The sequence below is a fragment of the Roseivirga sp. genome (assembly GCF_034669765.1).
GTDB lineage: Bacteria > Bacteroidota > Bacteroidia > Cytophagales > Cyclobacteriaceae > Roseivirga.
In genome coordinates this window covers 577,792-601,863 of record NZ_JAXMOQ010000002.1, presented here as the reverse complement: position 1 = coordinate 601,863, position 24,072 = coordinate 577,792, and the positions used below count along the sequence as shown (strand labels likewise).

The following is a 24,072-nucleotide window of genomic DNA, read 5'->3' as shown; positions in this document are numbered from 1 at the left end:
TTTCTACTGCTTGGTAGGGAACATTTTCTCCAAGACTTTATAACGATGCGTAAAGATTTTCATGAGTTTTCCTTTCACTAAAAATGGGTGAACCATTCTTCCTAATATCCCAAAAGGAAGCTTATAAGATACTTTATCGATCATTCTTACTCCATTGAGAGAGGTCTCAAAAATATGCTCATGGTGCCACATGGCATAAGGGCCAAACCGCTGTTCGTCTACAAATGAATTGAGGTGGTCCACATGTGTTATTTCTGTCACCCAACTAGACTTTATACCCGGAAATGGAGAAACCTTATAGGTAATGATTTGACCAGCATACATACTCCCAGCTTCTCCAGAGGTGATTTTGAAGCCCATGTGCTTGGGTGTTATTTTCTCCAAGTTATTTGGGGAAGAAAAGAAAGCCCAGGCAGTTTTTAGATCAATAGGCAGTTCTTGTACAGTTTTGAGCGTGTAAATTCCTGAGTGACTTTTTAGCGATACCATTAATTGAAATTTTGGTATCAACTGTTTTTGGTAGCGAAGTGTTTTGAGCTTTTTAGATGTTTTTCTTCACCAACTTCCACGTATGGATTAAACCAAACAAAGGCCCAATGAACAAGGTGAATAGCAACCATTTTGTATCGATTACTGTGGCCAAATAACCTAAAAGTTGAATGCTGGGAATGGTCAGCAGAAAGCCTATACTCACCACAATGGTAATGGCAGTGCCGACAGATTCTTTCGGTGCAGTTTGGGCGGTTAGGGATGAAAATTGAGCAGAATCCCCAATGACAGCAAAGCCCCAAACGAGGAGCAAGGCTATAAAAACAGTTTCATTCAAACTGAAAATCAGTGGTGAAAGCAAACAAAGTATTCCAGAAATCAGTAAGAAGGTGAAGGCTACTTTTGCACTCCCTTTTTTTACAGAAACAAAGCCACCTAAAACACAACCAATGGCACCAACTGCCATGATAATAAAGGTGTATAAACTTGGATGAAGTGCTGTGCCTTGCGTTTCGTTATAATAGACCAATACCACAGGGAGAAACGCCCAAAAGGTATATAATTCCCACATATGACCAAAATAGCCAAAGGCAGCGGACCTAAATTCACGTACTTTAAACACTTCGAAAATCTTAGCGGGATTGAACTTTGCCCCCTTCCTGCGGTGAGGGCCTTCTCCCACAAAGAAGACAATTGCCAAACCACCAAGAATGGCCAATATGGAAGTGCCAATCAAAACGAATTTCCAAGAAAGGCTGCTGCCCGTATAATTCAATAAATGCGGAAAGGCCGAACCCAACACTAGAGCACCCACCAAATAGCCAAGTGCTTTACCCAATTTGCCCTCGAACCAATCAGAGGCGATCTTCATCCCTACAGGGTAAATTCCAGCAATGAAAATTCCAGTGAAGAAACGAGCGGAAAGAAGAACAAAATAAGTAGGGGGCAAGAATATCAAGGAGACATTGAGAGCGCTGCCCATAACCGTACAAAACAGAAATACCCAAGAAGGTTTAAAGCGATCAGCAATGGAAAGGAGGGCAAAAATAAAAGTACCAAAGATAAAGCCTAACTGCACGGATGATGTAACCGTGGCCAAAGCATCGGCAGGCAATTGCCATTCCAATTGAAGTTCTTTTAGAATGGCATTACCCGCAAACCAAAGCGATGTGCCTGCAAATTGGGCAAATACGATGGTGGGCAGTACCCGTTTTGGAACTTGTAAAGTCAAAATTAATGGAGTTCGGTTGGGCTAAAGTTACTCAGGATACCTAGAGTTACTAAAGCGCAGATTACATCTTCTCGATAATTTTCTGAATTAGCTCATTTGTGGTTTCGTAATCTGTACCACTTTCTTTGGCAAGGTCAATGGCCTCTTTGGCTTTTTTAAGCGCCTCTGTGTATTGGCCAGAAAGATATAACAGGGCAGCGTATGTATCGGTATTGTTATAGTTGGCATCCAAGCTGATAGATCGCTTCACAAACTCCATTGCTCTAGCCATTTCTTCGTCCGTTTCTGGAATAGGATTGTCTTCTGTTTGCTCTAAATAATAGTTCCAAGCGTAAGTATTAAGCCCTTCTGAGTCTTCCCAGATAAATTCTTTACCAAAGTAATCTATAAACATATGCGATCTTAAACTATAGCTGGCATCCATGTATTGAATATGGCCTTGTTCATCGAAGAAAAGAATTACAGGGGCTGTGGATGTAGTAAAATAGGTGTCGAATGAATTATTTAAATCCGAATCTAGATAGAGGTTGGTTACATTACTCCAATAACTCTTATGGTAATTATTGGCCTTCATGGCCTTCCAATCTTCGTCCACATTAAGGGCTAAAACCTGTACTTTACCTGATTTTGCTGCTGCCCCCATTGATTTTATGACGTCCATGCACGGAGTACACCATTCACCACTCCAGGTGATTAAAAAAGTAGGTTTAGCACCGCCTTCACCATCTGCAATTAGAGAAACCAGATCCGTGGTTTCGTCATTGTCGGCTCTTCTCATTGTGAAATTGACTTGAGCACAAACATATGAATACGACAATGTAAGACAGAGGAGCGTTGTGATTAGGCGTTGCATAAGGGCGATTTTAAGCTACCAAATTAGAAAAAAATCAATGATCTAAATCAAATGACTATCAGAAAAAAATAGACACCTGAAAATTCAGATGTCTATTTTTTGTTACCAATACAGTGCGGAAGAGATGGTCTTTATTTCAGTAATCCAGCCCTTCTTAATAGTGCTTTCACATCCGGCTCTTGTCCCCTAAACCTTTTGTATAAAGTCATTGGGTGTTCCGAACCTCCTTTGGATAGGATGTTGTCTTTGAACTTATCGGCCACCTCTTTATTGAAAATACCGTTCTCTTTGAAATACTCAAAGGCGTCAGCATCCAATACTTCTGCCCATTTATAGCTGTAGTAACCAGCAGAATAACCACCTTGAAAAATATGAGAGAAAGAACAACTCATGTTAGTGCCAGAGATAGGAGAGAGTACTTCTGTATTCTTCAGAATATCTCGTTCAAAATCAGAGACGCTAGTAATGCTAGAGTTGTCTTGTCCGTGCCAAGCCATATCGAGCTTGCCCAAACCTAACTGACGTAGGGTTTGATAACCTTCTAAGAAGTTGGCACTTTCCTTTATTTTCTCCACCAGTGACTCAGGAATGGTTTCTCCTGTTTCATAATGCTTCGCGAAAAGGTCTAAGCATTCCTTTTCGTAACACCAGTTTTCTAAAATTTGAGAAGGAAGTTCAACAAAATCCCAATATACACTTGGGCCTGATAGGCTTTCGTATTGAACATTGGAGAGTATTCCGTGTAAGGCATGACCGAATTCATGGAAAAGCGTGGTGACTTCATCAAAAGTGAGGAGCGAAGGTTTGCTTTTTCCTGGCTTGGTGAAATTACATACATTTGAAACCAACGGACGGTGATCGCCTTTTTTGTCTTTGTATTGGCCAGCGAAAAGGGTCATCCATGCACCAGCACGTTTTCCTGGTCGTGGAAAGAAGTCGGCATAGAAAATTGCCATGTGCTCACCCTTTTCGTTTTTCACTTCATAGGCGGTTACATCAGGATGGTACACTTCGATCTCATCATTCTTCTTGAATGTTAAGCCATAGAGTTTTTGGGCGGTTTGGAAAACACCATCGACTACATTTTCTAGCTTGAAATATGGTTTTAGCATTTCATCATCAATGCTGTATTTCTCCATTTTCAGTTTTTCAGAGTAATAACCGAAATCCCAACGTTCTAATTTGTCGATGCCGTCCAGTTTTTTAGCGAATGCTTCCACCTCTTTTACATCATTTTTAGCCGCGTCAATTCCGTGTTTCTGGATTTCATCTAAGAAATCAAGCACCTTTTTGGGCGACTCCGCCATGCGCTCTTCTAACACAAAGTCGGCATGGGTTTTATAACCTAAAAGCTGTGCACGATCATTTCTTAATTTAACAATTTCCTTAACTGTTTCTTGGTTGTCTAACTCATCTCCTTTGAAGGCTTTGGAAGAGAAGTCTATGCTGAGCTTTTTTCTCAATGCTCTGTTAGCAGCATAAGTCATAAATGGAATATAGCTTGGGTAATCTAAGGTAATCACCCATTTGCCTTCTTGGCCTTTGTCAATTGCATCTTGAGCCGCTTGTTCAATAGCGTAGTCAGGTAAACCTTTCAAGTCAGCTTCGTTTTCTATCACTAAAGCATATTTGTTGGTTTCAGCTAAAACATGTTCTCCAAACTGAAGGGATAATTTAGAAAGCTCCACATCAATGTTGCGGAGTTTTTGTTTTTGCTCATCGTTTAAAAGTGCTCCATTCCTTACAAAGCCCTTGTAAGTTTTATCAAGTAAGGTAATTTGCTCAGGACTGAGCTTAGAACGATCTGCGGTGTCATAAACAGATTTTACTTTTTTGAAGAGCGTTTCGTTTAGAAGAATATCATTTGAGAATTCGGTGAGTAAGGGAGACAAGTCCCTTGCAATTGCTTGCATCTCATCGCTTGTTTCAGCAGAGTTCAAATTAAAGAAGATAGAAGAGGCCCTGTCTAGTTGCTTTCCCGAGAACTCTAAGGCTTCTACCGTGTTCTTGAAATTAGGGGTTTCACTCAGTTTATTGATCGCATCAATTTCAACCTTTGCTTTATTAATCAACGTCTCAATGGCGGGCTGATAATGCTCGTTTTTGATTTGTGAAAAATATGGGGTTTGAAAAGGACTGTTGTTTTTTTCAATAAGGGGATTCATTTGAATTCTTTTTATCTGTTTGAACACTGCAATATTAACCAACTCAAAATAGAAGCTTTTCTAATTCCGTAAAAAGTTTTACAATGGTTTTGGAGAGTGAAATACTCTATTGTTTTAGAGGGGAGGTATAGTGTTTTGTTTATAGTTGCTGTCTTTTTTATTTAAAGAGATTGAATTTTGAGCCTATTGAAGATTTAGTATTTTATATAATATATTAATATATTGAAAAATAAAATATTATTAAATTAGTTAACTTGGTAGGGTGTAAATCAATACAAGAGTAATACCTTTGCTGCGCATAAGTAAAAAAAGCATTTAAGACAAGAAAATATCCTTGATAATTCAATCCGATTCCGAGGCATTTTCGTATATTAAATACTAAGACTAAAACTAATTGCTAATTGTCTCTAATGAGGTTTGTTACTTTCATCTGTACTCTTCTTATGATCCTCCATTTTTCTATGGATGCTCAATCAGTATTTGAAACTAGCAGTTCTGGTGATTGGAATAAGAATTCTACATGGAATTTGGTAAGCGGTTCGGGTAAAACCCCAGGTGCAGGAGATAATGCGATCATTCAGGCAGGTCATACCGTGACTGTCAAATTGAATGAAGACATTAACAATGTGACATTAAATGGAGGTACAATTTCTATTAACGATTTCAGATCATTAACAGTTAGTGGAAACGTAACAACAACTGCCAGTTCATCAATCCCAGGGTATAGTGAAAATCAAGTTTTTGTAGTCAATGGCACTTTAAACGTGAGTAGTGGCAGAACCCTTACGGTTGGGGCTATTAAATTTGAAATCCAAGGTGCTTCCACTATAAACGGAACTTTGGCCATTTCTGGATACGGAGCAAAACCGCGTGATTTCGGAAACATAACGATCAATTCCGGAGCAACAATGACTGTGGCGGGCGCAGACCTCTATACTTTTAATGGCAATATCACCAATAACGGCACTTTTACCGCCAATGACCAAACTGAATTTAGATTTGCCAAGAGTGGTGGCACCATAGGGGGGAGTAATGTTATGAGTATGTATAAAGTGGTCTTTAATTCGCCCGCTTCTTATACGAATAATGGAAAGCTTACGGTTAGAAACGATATGTCTGGCACTGGTAGCTTTACCAATGGTGCTGGAGGGGAATTAGAGTTGCAAAATACTGGCCCTTTTACCGTGAGTACATTCAGTGCTTCGGCTACAGGTAATACAGTTACCTATACGGGTTATGGCAGCCCAACTGCCTTTTCTGGTAATTATTATAACCTAGTGCTCAATAAATCTAGTGGTAGTTTAAATTTTGGGAGTAGCTTAACTGTATCAAACAATTTGACGGTGAAGTCTGGTATACTCCAAGTAAATGCAGTTACGCTCACCATAGGAAATAATTTGGTTTTAGAAGGAGGTGAGTTTACTCCAGATAATGGCTCTGCGGTGGTGAATATTGCAGGAAACGTCATAGGTACAGGAGGCCAGTATGACCATAACAATGGAGATGTAAATGTTACAGGCAATGTAAATATTTCGGGCACTGAATTTTTGTTCGATGGAGCTTCATCTACTTTAGATGCGGGTTCTTTCACCATGAATAATGCCGCCATAACCTTCAGCAGTGGTGCCATAACAACCACAGGTGGTTTTACCTTAAATGGAACTAGTAATTTAATTGTAAATAATGCCTCTGCAACATTGTCGGTTGGTGGCCTGTTTTCGTTGGTAAACGGCACTACCAATTTGAGTGCAGGAACTTTTTCTGCTGGATCTATTTCGGTGGCTGCTGGCAAGGAGCTTGTACTCGGGAATATTCCAACCACTGTTACAGGTACCACAACTGTAAACGGTACTATTACCTTTAATGCATCAGGAAGTGCTAAGAACTTCAATTCAATTCTGGTGAACTCTGGTGGTTCATGGGCAGTTACTCAGCCGAACAACTTCACAGTTTCAGGAAATATAACTAACAATGGGTCTTTTACTGACCCGGGTTATGGAACTAGTATTTATACACTCACAAACTCTTCGGGAACAATCGGTGGGTCTTCAGCTTTATCCATTCGAGATATTCTGATCAACAGCCCTGCCAGCTATACGAATACTGCAAACTTAACAGTGGCAGGTTCATTAAATGGAACCGGCACATTTATTAATGGTGCAACAGGTACGCTAAGATATCAAGGAGATAATAGTGGAGGATCAAACTTCACTATCTCAAACTTTACGGCTTCAGCTTCGGGAAATACTGTAGTTTATGGTGCTGCCTCTTCAAGTCAAAGATGGAAAACCACAACCAATGGTTATGATAACGTTACAATTAATTTTACTGGCACAGGGGATTACCAGCGCCTGCAATTGGTGAGTAATATAAGGGTAAATGGCACTTTGAATATTATTGCCGGAGATCCTCTACTTAATTCTTATAATTTGGAACTTGGTACAAGTGCTAGTATTACCGGAGGAAGTGCTACCGAATACATAAGACGAAACAGTACAGGAGTAGTAAGAAAATACTACTCGGGCACAGGTGGGTCGATATTTCTTCCTATTGGAGATGTTAATAATTATTCACCCATAACCGATTTCACGTTAAGCGGGGGTACAGTAGGTGGTGGTGCTTATATAGATTTTAGTGTAACTGACGCAGTACATCCTCAAATGAACGCCCCCAATAAAGCCTCTGGCGGAGATGATGCTGATACAGTAGCGACCGCTTATATCAGTAGGTACTGGACGGTGAGTGGAAGTGGTATTACAGGTCCATCTTTTAGTGCTACATATAAATATATAGATGATGACGTTACAGGCACAGAATCAAATATGGTGGCGGCCCTTCGTAGAACAAAAGAAGGGACAATGGGGCCAGTATTGGATTGGAAAAATGCAGGCACCGTAAACCCAAGCACGAACACTGTTTCAATGGACAGCGGAGATGGCTTTGGAGATATGTATGCCATGGATGATGAGCAGACTCGACTACCGATTGTCCTGCTATCCTTCACGACAGAAGTATCCAAATCAACTGTTCTCTTAAAATGGTCAACAGCCTCAGAATTAGATAATGATTTTTTCACCATTGAACGTTCACGCAACGGGGTTGACTTTGAACCTATTTTATATGTCCCAGGGAAGGGCACGAGTGAGGTCACTAATAATTATGTAACAGTAGATGGCTCTCCTATTTCGGGTAGAAGTTATTATCGTTTGAAACAAACTGATTTTAACGGCCAATTTGATTACTCAGAGATGAAAAGTGTGCTTTATAAAAGCGATAAAATAACTACGCCAAACTTTACAGTATACCCCAACTCTGTATTGGCAGGTCAAACCATAAACATAAGGCCAGAAGGGGAGTTTGTTGATGAAACCGCTATTATTCAACTCTTATCAATAGCTGGGCAACGTGTTCTTGAATATAACTTTCAACTCTCAAAAGAAGCATCATTTGAAATTCCTCAAGATGTTCAGGCAGGTTATTACGTTTTAAGTGTAACGGGTTCAAGCTTCAAAAAGTCATTTAAGATTATCATCAAATAGATTAATTCCCGAAGTTAGAATTACAACTGGTTATACTTTTAGCGCCATTTAGGTAGGCTTCATTTTGATCGGCATTAAGGCCAATATTTGTAGAACCTAGAATTTCATTCTCCAATGGTCCAGAAGTTTCGAAATGAATTTTAATACTGCCATCGAAATTTAAAAGGTTATTGTAATCAATGGTGATGTTGTTATCCAGCGTTTCCAAAATGGAAACACTTTTTCCCACTCCATTTACTTCTTTCAATGTGGTTAAATATGTGGCTACATCACCATTGTCACTAAGGCTACCGAAATGCAAATGCACTGGATGTTCAGCACCCGAAATCACATCGTTCAACGTGATTTCTAATTGTGCTCTTCCGTCATTTCGCTCTCTGATTTTTAAAGTACCAGAAGTCGTGTTGCCTTCTACAGAACCTGGGATTAAAGCCATTTCCATCTCATTTCCTGTAAATTCTGAAAGTTCGTTTCCAGAGTCGCTGCAAGCCGCAATGAAAAGTGCAGTGAACATAATTAAACTGGGTAGAAATACTTTTTTCATAGTCATTATATTTTTCAACCAACTAATACAACGGTCGGCCATTAGCTTTGGTCTTTAATTAAGCAATATTTTTAACGTTTGGTTCAAAAACCAATTGCTTTCTTGGCCCTTGCTAGCACTTCTTGTGCAATCACTCGTGCCTTTGCTTCACCTTCTTCAAGCTTTCTATTCAGTTCTTCAAGATTCGCCATATAGTAATTGAATATTTCTCTTTCCTTGGCGTATTTTTCCATTATCAACTCATAGAGCGCAAGTTTAGCATGTCCGTAGCCATAATTTCCACCTTCATAATTGGCTCTCATCTCTTGCGTTTGAGCTTCTGAAGCTATTAATGAATAGATGGCAAAGGTGTTGTCGGTATCAGGATCTTTAGGTGCCTCAAGTGGAGCGCTGTCCGTAACAATCTGCAGGATATTCTTCTTAAGCGGCTTATCGGCTTGAAAAATATCAATGGTATTGCGGTAAGATTTGCTCATTTTCTGGCCATCAGTTCCTGGAATCGTCATCACTTTCTCATTAATCTTGGCTTCAGGGATTTTGAATATTTCTCCGTACTGGTTATTGAAAGTATTGGCCATATCACGCGCCATTTCAAGGTGCTGTCTCTGGTCTTTTCCAACAGGAACAAAATCCGCATCGTAGAGCAAAATATCACAAGCCATTAATACGGGATAGGTAAATAGCCCTGCATTCACATCTGAAAGTCTATCAGATTTATCTTTAAATGAATGTGCATTCGCCAACATTGGGAATGGTGTCAAGCAACTGAGGTACCATGTTAACTCACAAACTTCAGGCACCCTAGATTGGCGGTAGAATGTGTTTTTATCCGTATCGAAACCAAAAGCCAACCAAGCGGCAGCTACTGCATTGGTGTTGTCTATTCTTGTTTTTGGGTCTTTTATAGTTGTAAGTGAATGTAAATCAGCTATAAAGAAGAAGGAATCGTTTTTAGGATCCTTGGATAATTCGATTGCAGGAACAATTGCACCCAATAAATTTCCTAAATGTGGTTTGCCTGAACTTTGTATACCCGTTAAGATTCTTGCCATGAATTTAATATTTGTCACAAATAAATGATTATTGACTGGTCGATTCAAGCATTGGCTTGTTATTTTTGCTCCTCAACATATATTAAAAACACATTCCTGTCGTCAATAGCTTATGAGTAAATTTTTCCGCCTCCTTTTTTTGTTTTGCATTCCTACCTTAGTTTTGGCTCAAAAGCCTGAGGTGATTGAGGTTGGGGTGATTGATGGCGAGGTAGGTACTTTCTACTTTAGTTTCCCATGGGAGAATACTTCTGAAGATACGGTTACAATTAGTTTTTGGTCTGGAGAAGAAAAGTTAAAGCTTGATAAAGAGACCATTAAAGTGGAACCTAAACAGACTGTTGCTGTCCCATTTAATATTGCTACTGGAGGGTATGTTGGAGGGTTTAGGATAGGGCTAAGGGTTTTAACTTCAACCGAAATTATTCTGAAGGAGTATATTGTGGAGGGTAGAATTCTTGCTCCAGTAATAGATGTATTCAAGGCCTATAGAAACGTTTTTTGGCCATTTCGATCAAAGTATCAAGTGGTCAATTTTAAATCTGGTTTTATGGGAGATGAACTGAATGCTGAAATGATCCTTTACAATTTTGGCGGGGCGTCATTGGATTTAAAGGGCGCTAATATTTCGGCATATTATGATGTAAAGTTTCAACCCACGGAAATTCCGCATAACAGTTTTACTAAAATGAGTATTGTTTTAAAAACGGATTCTTTACTTAGTCCTGGATTTGCAAAAGAAATTGTTCAAGTAAAGGATAAGAATGATTCACTGGTGTTCTCCATTCCAGTACAGTTTACGCTTGAACAGAAACCATCTCAAGTCAATGCTGACTCACCTTATTTGGCAATAAGTGATTTAGACTACGACTTCAAAATAATGTCTCCCAACACCAAAAAGTCAGTAACAATTACCCTTTCAAATAGAGGGAATGAGCTTTTGGACTTATACAAAATTGAAAGCAACTGCTCGTGTTTGCAGTATAATATTAATAAAGCAGCGATAGCATCAGGTGAATCCATAGAAATGGAAGTTACTTTTGACGCTACTGACAGATTAGGTTATGAAAGAAAAACCTTGGCCATTTTCAGCAACGATCCAAGAAAACCAACAGCGGTAATTACTTTTAGATCACATGTAAAATAGCCTGTTTATTCGATGATTTTGTTCATCAATTCAAGGAGTTTTTGATCATTCTTAATCGCGTCTTTTAGCGCGTTTATCAGGTATTCAGGTACTTTCTCTCCTTTTTTAAGCTTAGATGTTAGGTCGGATAACATTTCTGAAACTACGTTTTTGTCTTCCACTTGTTTTGAGGCTTTCAACAACTTATCAAAGTCCTTTAATAGGGCTTCCTTAGTTTCTGAAATTCTAGAAGCAGTGGAGTTATAATAAGATACATTTTCCTGCTGAGTCGAGTTTTTCAAGGCAATGCATCCATTATAATCCTCTACAATTTGATCTATATCACCTCTCTTAAGTTCTTTCTCTTCAATTTTATTCGAAACTTCTTTACAGTCCGATAAGTAATCTGTCATGAGATTTTTGAAGCCCATAATTCCTGGTAAGGCAAAGGCAGCTCCTCCGAATTTCTGTAATGCAGTCATGCCGAAATCATCCATTCTGTTGGAAGTAGAGTATTTATAAACACTTAGATAGTCCTCGCTAACCAGTAAAGCAAAACGATATTGCTCTCCAATTTTCATTGGTTTAATCAAACCAAATTCAGGCATTGAAATATTCTGAATATCAAATAACTTAACCGTTTCTTTATCTTTTCCATTTTTCACAACAGCATAAGGTATTCCGTCAGAATCGGATAGTAGCTGAACATCTCCAGTCATAGTTTCTCCTGAGCGTCTTGTGAGAATATCTTGGCCCATAGCCGTGATAGAAAAAAGTAGTAAAAGAGTGAAAATAAATAAGTATCGTTTCATATAGTTCTATTGAGTTTGCGAAGGTAGGGCATATTTTTTTTTAATTCCACAGAATTGGTACAGCTAAATGCAAAGAGTGCAACCATTTTTATTATTTTAACGCCAGAAACCAATTCGGATTATGAGCGAATTTTTAATAACAGATGATTCTGTTCAAAATAAGTTAACGAAAGACCAAATGCTTGACAATCGAGATTTCTCGAATATCAAGAATGGTGCCGATCTAGAGCGTTTACTTAAAGAAAAAGGGAGGGATTATTCAAAGGCGTTGTACAACCTTGAATATGAAGAGCAACTAGAAAAATTACAGGTAGAGTTGGTGAAGCTTCAACATTGGATAGCAGAAACCAATCAAAGAGTGGCTATAATTTTTGAAGGACGTGATGCGGCAGGAAAAGGTGGAACTATCAAGCGATTTACGGAACACCTCAATCCTCGATCCATGCGTGTAGTGGCTTTGAACAAGCCTACGGATATGGAAAAAGGGCAATGGTATTTCAGACGATATATTAAGGAACTTCCTTATGCTGGAGAAATGGTGTTTTTTGATCGTAGTTGGTATAATAGAGCGGTAGTGGAGCCTGTAATGGGGTTCTGTGACGAAGAACAATACCAGCGTTTTATGCGCCAAGTTCCGGAATTTGAGCACATGCTTTTTGAAGATGGTGTGCATATCATTAAGTTTTGGTTTTCTATTGGTAAGGATGAGCAAGTAAAACGCTTTAATGACAGGAGAGCGAACCCATTGAAGCATTGGAAATTAAGTCCTGTGGATGAGAAAGGGCAAGAAATGTGGCAAAAATACACTTATTATAAAGAGCAGATGTTTGCCCAAACGCATAACAGTTTTAGCCCATGGATAATCATTAAAACCAACACCAAGAAGCAAGCACGATTAGAAAGTATCAGACACGTACTTTCTAAGTTTGAATACCCAGGAAAAAAAGATGCCGACATCGTTGTGTTGCCCGATCCTAATGTAGTAATGAGATTTCACCGTTCAATTTATCACTTGCTGTAATGTCTGACTTAAAATACAATTTTACGGATAAGGAGCTGAAGCTGCTGAACAGCAACAAGGCCATCAAGCTGTTGTTGAAAGACAAGAGTAACGTGAACCCTGAAAAGGTGCTGCGCTATGTTAAGTATGAAAAGCGCCTTGAAGAATTTCAGGTAGAGCTTATTAAACTTCAACAATGGGCCATTAATGAAGGGAAGCGAATTTGCTTTGTGTTTGAAGGAAGAGATTCAGCCGGAAAGGGGGGGGCAATCAGAAGAGTAACCCACCATTTGAACCCAAGAAATTATAGGGTGGTGGCCTTGCCAAAGCCAACTGAAGAAGAACGCGGACAATGGTATTTTCAACGTTACATTACGCGTTTACCAAACCCAGGTGAAATCGTATTTTTTGACCGGAGTTGGTACAATAGGGCTGTGGTAGAACCTGTGAACGGCTTCTGTACCGATGAAGAATATGAACGATTTATGCGTGAGGTCAATAATTTTGAAACCATGCTGACTAATGACGGTATCATTCTGTTGAAGTTCTATTTTTCGATTACAAAAAAGGAGCAAGCTTCTAGGTTTAAAGACATTATGGAAAACCCATTGAAGCGTTGGAAAATGTCGCCAGTGGATGAAATGGCACAAGAGCTTTGGGATTCCTATACCAAGTATAGGGTGAGAATGTTTGCAGAGACCAATACGAAAAATAACCCTTGGATTGTGTTGAAAGCCAATAAAAAGACTTCGGCCAGAATTCAAGTGATCCGACACATTCTGGAAAAAGTGCCTTATAAGTAGCGGGTAATGCTCTTTAATTGAGGTGATATGAAATCATCACCAAAGGATTGTTTGTATCGAACTCATTGGTGAAATCCAAAAAGGCTTGTTCTTTTTCGTTGAACTGGCTTTTTTCTTTTTGCAATTTGGTGGCTCTTTCCAGAACATAATCGGAGTCAATGATCATAATGATATCATTATCATTGACAGTATGAGACCAGTAAAGAGGTAAACCTCCATCGACATCGTTTTCAGAGGTGGTTTTTAATACAGTTTTGACCTCATTTTTAGCGTCATAAATCAAACGGAAAATTCCATTATTATGAAATCCGGTAATTAGAAAATCAGCGTTCACATGTAGATTTGCCGAATGATAGGCTTTGTCTCGGTTGTTATTCAAGTAGTCAATGAAATCCATAATTGAAGCGTTCTGGCTAAATATTTCAGAGGGTAGTGCATTGGGTGAGAAATCGAAAATGAATTTGGGACTAAAGTTCCCATTCTGTTTTCTATAGATGGTATCATTAAAATTGGTGCCATAAAAAAAGTCGTTGTCAATTCCTTTTAGCATGTTTTTCTCTCTTGAGGAATTTAGTCTTCTTCCATTATGGATTTCGAGTACACATTCTGATTTTTTTGTCTCCAAATTATATTGTACCACTTCACAGGGTTTTCCGTTTTCCCCTAATTCGTTTGGGATTTTACCCGTTTGGAATAGATAATCATCATCTTTTTTTAATAACGCTTGAGCCACAAAAGGTAGCTTTTCACTTCTCTCAAAAGTGCCTTGATCATCGTAAAAAATTAGCTTTCCTCTAGTGTCCAGCACTTCAATTTTGCCTTTGTCTATTAAAAAGTCTTGAACTTCCAGGTATTGGTCGGGACCTTGTCCGGGTTTGGTAATGGCAAATTGAAAGTTGCCTTTTAAATCATAAACAGAGAGTGATTTGCCAGATGAGTAATCAAAAATATAAATCAATCCATCTTCAATTAGAACCTTATCAATTCTGTGAGCACGGTGATCTGGGTGGTCTTTCAGGGCGGTATAATTGATGTTATCAATTACATCAGATAGTTTGCTCACCTTAATATCAGCAACAGCAATCACCTCAACATCTTCCGAAGTAGATACGGAACTCTGTTTGCCAGAATTGGCGCCACAGGATGACGTCAGAAAAATAACTGTAATGATTAAACCTGAAATTAGAAGTGCTTCTTTGGTTGATTTCATAATTATGGAATAAATTAAGTGATTTATGAGTGCTAATCGTTCAGCTTCTTTACTTGAGGTGGTATGCAATCATTACCAAAGGATCGTCTGGATTAAACTCGTTAACGAAATCCAAAAAGGCCTGTTCTTTTTCATTAAACTGGCTTTTTCCTTCTTGCAACTCACTCGCCCATTCCAGAACGTATTCAGAGTCATAGATCATAATTATATCACGATTGTTCAATGCGTGAGCCCAGTAGAGAGGTAAGCCACTATCAACATCATTTTTAACTCTCCATTCTAAAACAGTTTTACTCCCTTTATTTTGATCATAAATCAAATGGTGACCTGTGTTATTAGAGAATCTAGTAATTAGGAAATCAGCGCTCACTTGTAGACTTGCGGAATGATAAGCTTTGTCCCGATTGTTATTCTGATAGTCAACGAATTCGCCAATTGAAACATTCGGGTCAAATATTTCAGAGGGTAATGCTTTGGGCGAGAAATCGAAAATAAATTTAGGACTAAAGTTCCCATCCTGTTTTCTATAGATCGTATCATTCCAATTGGTGCCATAAAAAAAATCATTGTCAACTCTTTTTAGCATGTTTTTTTCCCATGAGACACTTAATCTTCTGCCATTATTGATTTCGAGCCAACAGTCTGATTTTTTCGTCTCCAAATTATATTGAACCACTTCACAAGGCTTTCCATTTTTCCCGAGTTCATTCGGTTTTTTACCCGTTTGAAACAGGTAATCATTACCTATTTTCAAGAATGCTTGTGGAGAGAAAGGTAATTTTTCACTTCTCTCAAAAGTGCCTTTTTTGTCATAAAAAAGCAGTTTTCCTCTAATGTCTAGCACCTCAATTTTGCCCTGATTTACTAAAAAGTCATGAACTGCCGCGTATTCGTCTGGTCCTTGCCCCGGTTTGGTAATGGCAAATTGAAAGTTGCCTTTTAAATCATAAACAGAGAGTGATTTACCAGATGAGTAATCAAAGGTATAAAGTAATCCATCTTCAATTAAAACCTTATCAATTCTATGAATACGGTGATCTGGGTGGTCTTTTAGTGCGGTATAAGTGATGTTGTCAATCACATCAGATAGTTTACTCACCTTAATATCATCAATAGCAATAACCTCAACATCTTCTGAATTGGATATGGAGGTTTGATTTTCTGAATTAGACCCACAAGATGAAGTCAGAAAAATAATTATGATGATTAATCCTGAAACTAGAAGTGCTTCCTTGGCTGATTTCATAAATATAAACTTAACAAATATATTTTTGTGTTCTACCCAAATCAGTGTCGCTCGGCATGTTATGGGGCAATAGGTTTGTTGATGTTTTGAATCTAAATTTGCAAGTGATAAACGAACAATCATTTTTAGAGATAAATACTCTACGCTATGCAAAAGACCATAAAAACCACGCTTCGTCCCGAAGAAGCCTTCACCCCAGAACTATTTGAGGCCATCATTCTGAAAAGGGCCAATATTACCAACCCTAAAAGTGCTCAGGTGCGGGCTTTGAAACGCTCGATCGATGCACGCTCTCGCAATGTAAAGGTGAATATCGAAGCACAAGTCTTCATCAATGAAGAGCTTCCGCCTGTCATTTCCTATAAAAGAGATTATCCAGTAGTCACCAATGCCGAACCAGTTATTATTGTCGGTTTTGGACCTGCTGGAATGTTTGCCGCACTGCGTTTGATCGAATTGGGTTATAAGCCTATTATTATTGAACGAGGCAGCGATGTACAGAAAAGAAGACGAGACCTTGCTGCCATCAACAAAGAGCATGTAGTGAATCCTGAATCCAACTATTGTTTTGGAGAAGGAGGAGCAGGCACTTTTTCTGACGGTAAACTTTATACCCGTTCAAAAAAACGTGGAGACATTCTCAGAACCCTTGAAATTTTAGTAGCCCATGGCGCTTCCGAAGATATTTTGGTAGATGCACATCCGCATATTGGCACCAACAAGTTGCCGAAAGTGGTGCAAGAAGTCAGACAGAGTATTACGAATGCTGGTGGAGAAATTCACTTCGATACCAAAGTTGCTGATTTCATTATCAAGGAAAAAAGAATGACAGGAGTGGTTTTGGCAGACGGCTCTAAAGTAGAAGGCCTGGGTGTTATTCTAGCTACGGGTCATTCAGCAAGAGATATTTTTCATTTGTTGCAGAAGAACGAGGTGTTGATTGAAGCCAAGCCTTTCGCCTTGGGCGTAAGAATTGAGCATCCGCAATCGCTGATCGACAAGATTCAATACCATTGCGATACTGATAGGGGTGAGTTTTTGCCAGCGTCTTCTTACGCACTTGTTCATCAGACCTACCATGAGGGTAAACAAAGAGGTGTATTTAGCTTCTGTATGTGTCCAGGAGGTTTTATTGTGCCTGCGGCTACTGCTCCGGGTGAAATCGTAGTCAACGGAATGAGTCCTTCGAGAAGGGATTCAGCATTTGCGAATTCAGGCATTGTATCGGCTGTGGAGTTAGAAGATCTCACGGCCTATGCGCAGTTTGGCGCTTTGGCGGGAATGGAGTTCCAAAGAGAAATTGAACAACGTGCTTGCCAGATTGCTGGAGGCACTCAAGCGGCTCCTGCTCAACGCATGACGGATTTCGTTAACGGCAGAGTTTCACCTTCCTTAAACGACACTTCCTATCAGCCGGGATTAATGTCTGTAGAAATGCGTGAAGTATTGCCAGAGTCGATTCACTTGAGATTGAGAGATGCATTTAAAGGCTACGCCAAGAAAATGAAGGGCTATTACACTAACGAAGCTCAAATAGTAGGGGTAGAGAGTAGAACTTCTTCGCCTGTTAGAATTCCTCGTGATAATGACACTTTAGAGCATGTGGAAATCAAAGGCTTATTTCCTTGCGGGGAAGGGGCTGGTTTTGCTGGAGGTATTGTTTCAGCCGCCATGGATGGCGAGAAATGTGCTGAAAGCTTGATAGCTGGCTTGAAAATAAAATAAAGAACAGAGTCAGCAGAGGTGAATTTGAGGTTTGCTTAAATCCTCGTTGCAAACGAGTATTAGTTGGACAGAGTCCTTAATTATAGAGGGTCACAGGTTCTGCCAAAGGACAGATAAATCGGAGAACCTGCGACAGTGCTTGCTTGGCCGTCATCGCTATAGGCCCCGAGAAGTTTGGGGTTTTTCAGGAACATAGAAAGCGTTGACTTGTGTAATGAAGATTAGCTGATTTCGTAATTCATAGCCCACGGTTTAAACCGTGGGCTATTAGCGTGAATGGCTTTAGGTAATGGTTTTAACCATTTTGAAATCATTTAGCTCTTTATATTCTCCTTCTTATATTCTTCAATTTCTTCTAGAAAACCCATCGCATCAATTACGGAAGTCCATTCTGGATTTTTAAAGAGGATCTTGAACCATTTCTTATTTACGTTTTTGTAGTTGATGTTTCTATACAACCAAATTCCTAAATAAGTAAAGAACAGCACTGTGGGTACATGAATACCCCAAAATGTTTCGGGAGATGTCTCGATCCATTGGAATGAGATAAACCAAGTGGTAAACACGGGCATTTGCACAAACGATAAGCGAACAATCCAGAGGAACGAAGTCTGCATCTCATTAAGCTTTTGCTGAGCCTCCACTACTGTTTTACTATTGTTAGCTTCATCCATAAGCACCAAATGCTTAATGTAAGTGGCTATAGCAGTGACGGTTACTACCAAATGGATTCCAGCAGACACCACAAAGAAGATCTTTGAGAATTCAAGGGAATGATAGATCAAGAAGCCTACAAAGGCAACCCATAAAATCCCAAAAACGATGGCAAATATCTTCACATTTCTGGCCTTTTTTAAGGCTGAAGTTGCTTTTTGACGTTTTACCTCTTGTAGTAATTCAAAATTGATGGCCAGCGATTTCTCAAGTTTAGCGTCTTGAGCTTTCCATAAGTCCATAATGTCTTTCTCTTCCATCTTTCTAATTGTTGTGTTGTGAAAAACGAACGCGCAATTTTTCTCTGATTCGACTAATCTTAGTCGCGATATTAGATTCTGAAAGTCCCAGAATGTCAGCCATCTCTTTATGCGTTTTTTGTTCCAGATAAAGCAGCATCAGCGCCCTATCGAGCTCTTTTAATTCACTAATGAATTGCTGCAGTAGGTTTAAATTGGACTCTAATTCGGTGCCTGACTCTTCTTCCTTTAGGTTGAAAATACCCTCTGAAATGGAGGTTTGAGTAGCTTTTCTTTTGCTGTCCTTTCTGTAGAACGAAATGGCTACATTTAGCGCAATTCTGTAAATCCAGGTAGAAATTTTGAAACTGTCATCGTAGCGATCAAGGCTTTTCCATAGCTGAATGACGATTTCTTGCACAAGGTCTTTTCTGTCTTCCTCATCTTTGCAGTAGGCATTGGCCACTTTATAGATGATTCCCTTGTTGCTTTCAATCAGTAATTCAAATGTGTCTTTCTCGGTGGATGTCATTCTTAGTCTCGAAAGCGTTTTCAATTCGTTTACCCATTATTCGCAGGGACTTACAAAATATCACATTTTAAAATGAAAAATATTTAAGAGGGGGAAATCAACGCTTTTTCAGAAGAAGTAGGGTATAACCCTCCAAAAGTTGCGGATTCTATTTCATCAGTAATTAATGACCTGTCTGAACTATGAATGAGAACTTTTGGAGGGTTGGTTAACTAAGAGACTATAATCAGCCTCTTCCTAAAATGAAATCCACGGCAGCCTGAGAATGAATATGGGTAGTATTGAAAATGGGGACGTTCAGGTTGCTTTCAGAAATCATTAGGGGAAATTCTGTACAGCCTAGAATAACACCCTCAGCGCCCTGCGAAACCATTCTGTTGATGGTGTCCAATACATATTGCTTTGATGATTCCTCGATCTGACCGAATGTCAATTCTTTCTGAATAATCCGATGGAGCTCTTCAATCACCTCTGGCGCTTCAGGCACCAGTACTTCAATGCCAGACTGTCCAATTCTACTCGTAATAAAATCTGCCTCCATTGTGAACTTTGTTCCAATAAAACAAACTTTGTTGATGCCCTGTCTTTTGATGGCTTGAGCTGTGGCATCAGCAATGTGAAGCATAGGAATTTCAAGGGTTGCGCTTACCGTATTGAATACTTTGTGAGGCGTGTTTGCGCAACACATAAGCGCTTCTGCACCTGCGAGTTGAAGTCGTTTTCCTGCATCGATGATCATATCAGAGATTGCACCCCAATTCCCTTCTATTTGATAACGATGAATGAGAGACTGATTCAAGTTGAAAAGCAATAAAGGTGGGTTGGTGTTATCGCCAAAATGTTCGTTTACCGCCTGATTAATATCTCTGTAATATTCTACTGTGGAATGCCAAGAAGTTCCTCCGATTAAGCCTAGTGTTTTCATATTGTATAGTTGGGCAATTCAATAGTCGTAAAAATAGAGGAATAAGTTATTCCGTAGGTTCGGAGACTTCGGAATTTCAGTAACACAAGAGATAGGGAGTAGTTATGTTAGAACCTAATCCCCCTTCATGTGCTGAATCGCTAAGATAAGGCTGTCCGCCATTTCCCTTTGCTCGTCATTTTTGGCTAAAGTTTTGGCCTTTTCTAGCTGTTCAATGGCTACATCATAATCGCCCAACAATCCTTTGGAGTAACCTAATAGGGCTGCGGCTTCAAAATGCGTAGGATCTAATGCAGCCGCCTGGGTAAGCAGATTGGCTGCAAACTGTAGCATTGCAACATCCTCTTGTTCTTCGATAATTTCTAATCCGCTACTAAACAGAAAATCTACTCTTGAGTCTTCAGCCACCTGATTGTTCATATAGCTATTGACTTCGAATTGGTATTTCTCGTAATTCTTTCGCTCACCGAAATAAAGTTTTTTGGTAATGAAAGCCGCTTCAGGAACCTCTACTTCAGGAAGGAATTCAGGCAATACTTCACGGATCAACTGATACAGCAAGTTTTCATCCCCATATTTTATGGCCAGCTGAAGGTTGTCGTTATAAACCGTTTTAAAATAATCGTGGTATTCATCTAAACCATGTGCCTCAATAATTTCATCTTTGTTGGTTGTGATGTAACGATAAGGTGCAGAACTCAATTGGTTTTCAAACCTAGACACCAACCACAGGTTTTCTAAATTGTCCAAGTAGTCTACTAGTGTAAGTTGACTAATATAGTCTTTGGCCACTTCGGCTGCACGCTCGAAGTCTTTATTTTCAAGAATCCTGATCAAATCCAACTTCTCGTCATTGGTGGCGATTAAGTCGTTATACTTCTTTTCCAGAATGGGGAGTTGAGCAAAATCATCTACTGCCCTTTGTCCATAAGCCATTAATTGTGGAGCCGGAACAAAGCCCAAAATGGTATCGAAGATCTCTTGTTTTTCGGTTAGAAAGAGTAGAGTAGGTAAGCTAGATATCTTGAATACATAGGCCAATTGTGTTCCGTATTCAGACTCTGTGTCAAATTTTACGTTGATGAAATTAGTATTGAAATATTTGATTACCTGATCGTTAGTGTATACTTCTTCATCTAATTGATGACAGTAGGCACACCAGTCAGCATAGGCATCAACGAACAAAAGTTTGTTCTGTGCTTTGGCCATTTCAAGTACCTTTTGCCAGTCCTTTTCGTTCTTGATTTCATTGAACTGAAGTGGATCACTGGCCAAAGTGAGGGTAGAAATAAATAATGATATTACTAATAATGGAACTCTCATAAATCTTTTGGGTGTTCGGAAGCTAATAACGATTGTACTATACTCTCATTGCAAGTGCAAAGTTATTCATTTAGTTTCATGTCAATCGTTAATTATAGTTAAGTGAAAAGAACGGTAATCATAGGGAGTAATCCCAAAACGAACAATTACGCATTTATGGCAGCTGAAAGACTTCAAAGTCACGGCCATGAATTTATTCCTTTGGGTATTAGCGAGGGGCAAGTTTTAGGTAAAATCATACTGAATATGTATGATAAGCCCGAAATCAATGAGGTGGATACCATTACACTTTACATCAATCCACATCGACAAATTGAGTGGTACGATTATATCCTTTCTTTGAAGCCAAAGCGCATAATTTTCAATCCCGGAACTGAAAATCAGCAACTTAAAAAGCTGGCCGAAGCGCAAGGTATAATTTGTGAGGAAGCCTGCACTTTAGTGATGCTTTCGGTGGGCAATTTCTAAGTTATTTTGCCTATCTTCGTACGTTGTATGAGGACGGTCAATTATCCTTAAGATTTAATTCCTAAACCGACCGTAACCTCCTTTTTTAACAGTTTTTATTCACAATGAGCGAAGAGAAAAAGAATCAAGAATATTCAGCGGTTAATATCCAGGTTTTAGAGGGTTTAGAGGCGGTTAGAAAGCGGCCAGCCATGTATATTGGAGATATTGGGGTTAAAGGACTTCACCATATGATTTGGGAAGTGGTGGATAACTCCATTGATGAAGCCTTAGCAGGCCATTGCGATACCATTACGGTAACCATTGAAGAAGACAATTCAGTAATTGTAACAGATAACGGTAGGGGGATTCCTACCGACATGCACGAGAAAGAAGGAAGGTCTGCACTAGAAGTAGTAATGACCGTGCTTCACGCTGGTGGTAAGTTCGATAAAGATACTTACAAAGTGTCTGGTGGTCTTCACGGTGTAGGTGTATCCTGCGTTAATGCGCTTTCTTCAATGATGCTGGTGACCGTTGAACGTAACGGTTCAGAGTACCAACAAGAGTATTCATTAGGTATTCCTAAATACCCAGTAAAAGAAACTGGCAAGTCTGATCGAAATGGTACTACTGTTCACTTTAAGCCAGACGCTAGCATTTTTACAGTTTTAGAATATAAATATGAAACCGTTGCAGGTAGATTAAGAGAGCTTTCTTTCTTGAATGCTGGTATCACAATTACCTTAACTGATAAAAGAGAAAAGGACGATGAAGGAAACTTCATTGGAGAAGTTTTTCATTCTGAAGGTGGTTTAAAGGAGTTTGTTGAGTACCTAGATGCGACTCGTGAAAAGCTAATTGAAGAGCCTATTTACATTGAAAACATTAAAGGTGAAGTACCTGTTCAGGTAGCCATGAGTTACAATACTTCCTATGCTGAAAATGTGGTTTCCTATGTAAACAACATTAACACGATCGAAGGTGGAACTCACGTTTCTGGATTTAGAAGGGCTTTAACCCGAACCTTGAAATCTTATGCAGACAAATCTGGTTTGCTAGACAAGATCAAAATAGACATTACTGGAGACGACTTTAGAGAAGGGCTTACAGCCATTATTTCTGTAAAGGTACAAGAACCTCAGTTCGAAGGTCAAACGAAGACCAAGCTTGGTAACAATGACGTTATGGGTGCTGTGGAGTCTGCAGTTGGTGAAACACTTCAATATTACTTAGAAGAGAACCCAAGAGCGGCCAAGACGATTGTTCAGAAGGTTATACTTGCTGCTCAGGCGCGTCATGCGGCACGTAAGGCCCGTGAAATGGTACAAAGAAAGAATGTGCTTTCTGGTACTGGTCTTCCTGGTAAACTGGCCGATTGCTCTGAAAAAGATCCTGCACTTTGCGAATTGTACCTTGTAGAGGGAGATTCTGCAGGTGGTTCTGCCAAGCAGGGTAGAGACAGAAACTTCCAAGCGATTCTTCCATTGAGGGGTAAGATTCTTAATGTTGAAAAAGCACAGGAGCATAAGATTTATGACAATGAAGAGATCAAGAACATGATCACTGCATTGGGCGTTTCTTTTGGAACTGAAGAAGACGAAAAGGCTTTGAATATGACCAAGTTGCGTTATCATAAAGTGGTAATCATGACAGATGCGGATATTGACGGTAGTCACATTCGTACTTTGATTTTGACTTTCTTCTTTAGGTACATGAGACCGTTAATTGATGCTGGATACTTATACATTGCACTTCCTCCATTGTATTTGCTCAAAAAAGGCAAAGACCAGCGCTATTGCTGGGATGAGCAACAAAGGGCTCAGATTACCAAGGAGATGGCAGGCGAATCAGGCAAAGAAGATTCAGTAAACATCCAGCGTTACAAAGGTTTAGGAGAGATGAACCCAGAACAACTTTGGGAAACTACAATGGACCCAGAGTCTAGAAGTATGAAGCGTGTAACGATTGAGTCAGCCGTTGAGGCAGATCACTTGTTCTCGATGCTTATGGGCGATGAAGTGCCACCTCGTAGAGAGTTTATTGAGAAAAACGCGAAATACGCTAAGGTTGACGTTTAAGGCCTTATAGCTATGG

The 24,072-nt window shown here is 39.4% G+C and carries 20 protein-coding genes; 7 read left to right on the top strand and 13 right to left on the bottom strand.

What is annotated here, in order from left to right; genetic code table 11:
- Positions 1-3: 3 nt before the first annotated feature.
- The 4 genes from VOI17_RS05605 to VOI17_RS05590 form a co-directional block, all read right to left on the bottom strand.
- Positions 4-489 (bottom strand): SRPBCC family protein, encoded by a 486-nt coding sequence (locus tag VOI17_RS05605; RefSeq protein WP_323756261.1) that lies wholly within the window; start codon positions 487-489, stop codon positions 4-6.
- Positions 490-541: 52 nt separating this feature from the next.
- Positions 542-1,720 (bottom strand): MFS transporter, encoded by a 1,179-nt coding sequence (locus VOI17_RS05600; RefSeq protein ID WP_323756260.1) that lies wholly within the window; start codon positions 1,718-1,720, stop codon positions 542-544.
- A gap of 61 nt (positions 1,721-1,781) precedes the next feature.
- Positions 1,782-2,498 (bottom strand): TlpA family protein disulfide reductase, encoded by a 717-nt coding sequence (locus tag VOI17_RS05595; protein WP_323756259.1) that lies wholly within the window; start codon positions 2,496-2,498, stop codon positions 1,782-1,784.
- Positions 2,499-2,704: 206 nt separating this feature from the next.
- Positions 2,705-4,738 carry a M3 family metallopeptidase gene (locus VOI17_RS05590; RefSeq protein WP_323756258.1) on the bottom strand — a complete coding sequence of 678 codons (2,034 nt, stop codon included), beginning with the start codon at positions 4,736-4,738 and terminating at the stop codon, positions 2,705-2,707.
- Positions 4,739-5,181: 443 nt separating this feature from the next.
- On the opposite strand from VOI17_RS05590, the gene VOI17_RS05585 reads away from it, so the two are divergent.
- Complete coding sequence (locus VOI17_RS05585) at positions 5,182-8,277, top strand: T9SS type A sorting domain-containing protein (protein WP_323756257.1); 3,096 nt, start codon at positions 5,182-5,184, stop codon at positions 8,275-8,277.
- 1 nt (position 8,278) lies between these two features.
- On the opposite strand, the gene VOI17_RS05580 is transcribed toward VOI17_RS05585, so the two are convergent.
- Positions 8,279-8,821, bottom strand: a complete 543-nt coding sequence (locus VOI17_RS05580) for a hypothetical protein (RefSeq protein WP_323756256.1) — start codon at positions 8,819-8,821, stop codon at positions 8,279-8,281.
- A gap of 83 nt (positions 8,822-8,904) precedes the next feature.
- Positions 8,905-9,873 (bottom strand): tryptophan--tRNA ligase, encoded by a 969-nt coding sequence (gene trpS, locus VOI17_RS05575; RefSeq protein WP_323756255.1) that lies wholly within the window; start codon positions 9,871-9,873, stop codon positions 8,905-8,907.
- Positions 9,874-9,985: 112 nt separating this feature from the next.
- On the opposite strand from trpS, the gene VOI17_RS05570 reads away from it, so the two are divergent.
- Complete coding sequence (locus tag VOI17_RS05570) at positions 9,986-11,020, top strand: DUF1573 domain-containing protein (protein WP_323756254.1); 1,035 nt, start codon at positions 9,986-9,988, stop codon at positions 11,018-11,020.
- Positions 11,021-11,025: 5 nt separating this feature from the next.
- Here the strand turns inward: VOI17_RS05570 and VOI17_RS05565 are convergent, their stop codons facing one another.
- A complete protein-coding gene (locus VOI17_RS05565) occupies positions 11,026-11,811 on the bottom strand; it encodes a hypothetical protein (RefSeq protein WP_323756253.1) in 786 nt (261 codons plus the stop codon).
- A gap of 121 nt (positions 11,812-11,932) precedes the next feature.
- On the opposite strand from VOI17_RS05565, the gene ppk2 (VOI17_RS05560) reads away from it, so the two are divergent.
- Positions 11,933-12,832 carry a polyphosphate kinase 2 gene (ppk2, locus tag VOI17_RS05560; RefSeq protein WP_323756252.1) on the top strand — a complete coding sequence of 300 codons (900 nt, stop codon included), beginning with the start codon at positions 11,933-11,935 and terminating at the stop codon, positions 12,830-12,832.
- A complete protein-coding gene (ppk2, locus tag VOI17_RS05555; protein ID WP_323756251.1) occupies positions 12,832-13,614 on the top strand; it encodes a polyphosphate kinase 2 in 783 nt (260 codons plus the stop codon). The genes ppk2 (VOI17_RS05560) and ppk2 (VOI17_RS05555) overlap by 1 nt, the downstream gene beginning before the upstream one ends.
- Positions 13,615-13,627: 13 nt before the next feature.
- Here ppk2 (VOI17_RS05555) and VOI17_RS05550 read toward each other — a convergent pair whose 3' ends face one another.
- The gene (locus VOI17_RS05550; RefSeq protein WP_323756250.1) at positions 13,628-14,824 is read right to left on the bottom strand and encodes a 6-bladed beta-propeller; all 1,197 of its coding nucleotides are present in this window, start codon (positions 14,822-14,824) and stop codon (positions 13,628-13,630) included.
- A gap of 49 nt (positions 14,825-14,873) precedes the next feature.
- A complete protein-coding gene (locus VOI17_RS05545; protein WP_323756249.1) occupies positions 14,874-16,070 on the bottom strand; it encodes a 6-bladed beta-propeller in 1,197 nt (398 codons plus the stop codon).
- Between the two features lie 147 nt (positions 16,071-16,217).
- On the opposite strand from VOI17_RS05545, the gene VOI17_RS05540 reads away from it, so the two are divergent.
- Complete coding sequence (locus tag VOI17_RS05540; protein WP_323756248.1) at positions 16,218-17,795, top strand: NAD(P)/FAD-dependent oxidoreductase; 1,578 nt, start codon at positions 16,218-16,220, stop codon at positions 17,793-17,795.
- Positions 17,796-18,109: 314 nt separating this feature from the next.
- Here the strand turns inward: VOI17_RS05540 and VOI17_RS05535 are convergent, their stop codons facing one another.
- The 4 genes from VOI17_RS05535 to VOI17_RS05520 form a co-directional block, all read right to left on the bottom strand.
- Entirely contained in the window at positions 18,110-18,769 is a 660-nt protein-coding gene (locus VOI17_RS05535) for a hypothetical protein (protein WP_323756247.1), read from the bottom strand.
- 4 nt (positions 18,770-18,773) lie between these two features.
- On the bottom strand, positions 18,774-19,304 hold the full coding sequence (locus VOI17_RS05530) for a sigma-70 family RNA polymerase sigma factor (protein WP_323756246.1): 531 nt from the start codon (positions 19,302-19,304) through the stop codon (positions 18,774-18,776).
- A 202-nt stretch (positions 19,305-19,506) separates the two neighbouring features.
- Positions 19,507-20,205, bottom strand: coding sequence for an aspartate/glutamate racemase family protein (locus VOI17_RS05525; protein WP_323756245.1), 699 nt, complete (start codon positions 20,203-20,205; stop codon positions 19,507-19,509).
- 114 nt (positions 20,206-20,319) lie between these two features.
- Positions 20,320-21,528, bottom strand: a complete 1,209-nt coding sequence (locus tag VOI17_RS05520) for a thioredoxin fold domain-containing protein (protein ID WP_323756244.1) — start codon at positions 21,526-21,528, stop codon at positions 20,320-20,322.
- A 102-nt stretch (positions 21,529-21,630) separates the two neighbouring features.
- Between VOI17_RS05520 and VOI17_RS05515 the strand changes: the two genes are divergently transcribed.
- Together VOI17_RS05515 and gyrB are read left to right on the top strand one after the other, a co-directional pair.
- Entirely contained in the window at positions 21,631-21,996 is a 366-nt protein-coding gene (locus VOI17_RS05515) for a CoA-binding protein (RefSeq protein ID WP_323756243.1), read from the top strand.
- Positions 21,997-22,100: 104 nt separating this feature from the next.
- Positions 22,101-24,056 carry a DNA topoisomerase (ATP-hydrolyzing) subunit B gene (gyrB, locus tag VOI17_RS05510; protein ID WP_323756242.1) on the top strand — a complete coding sequence of 652 codons (1,956 nt, stop codon included), beginning with the start codon at positions 22,101-22,103 and terminating at the stop codon, positions 24,054-24,056.
- Positions 24,057-24,072 lie beyond the last annotated feature (16 nt).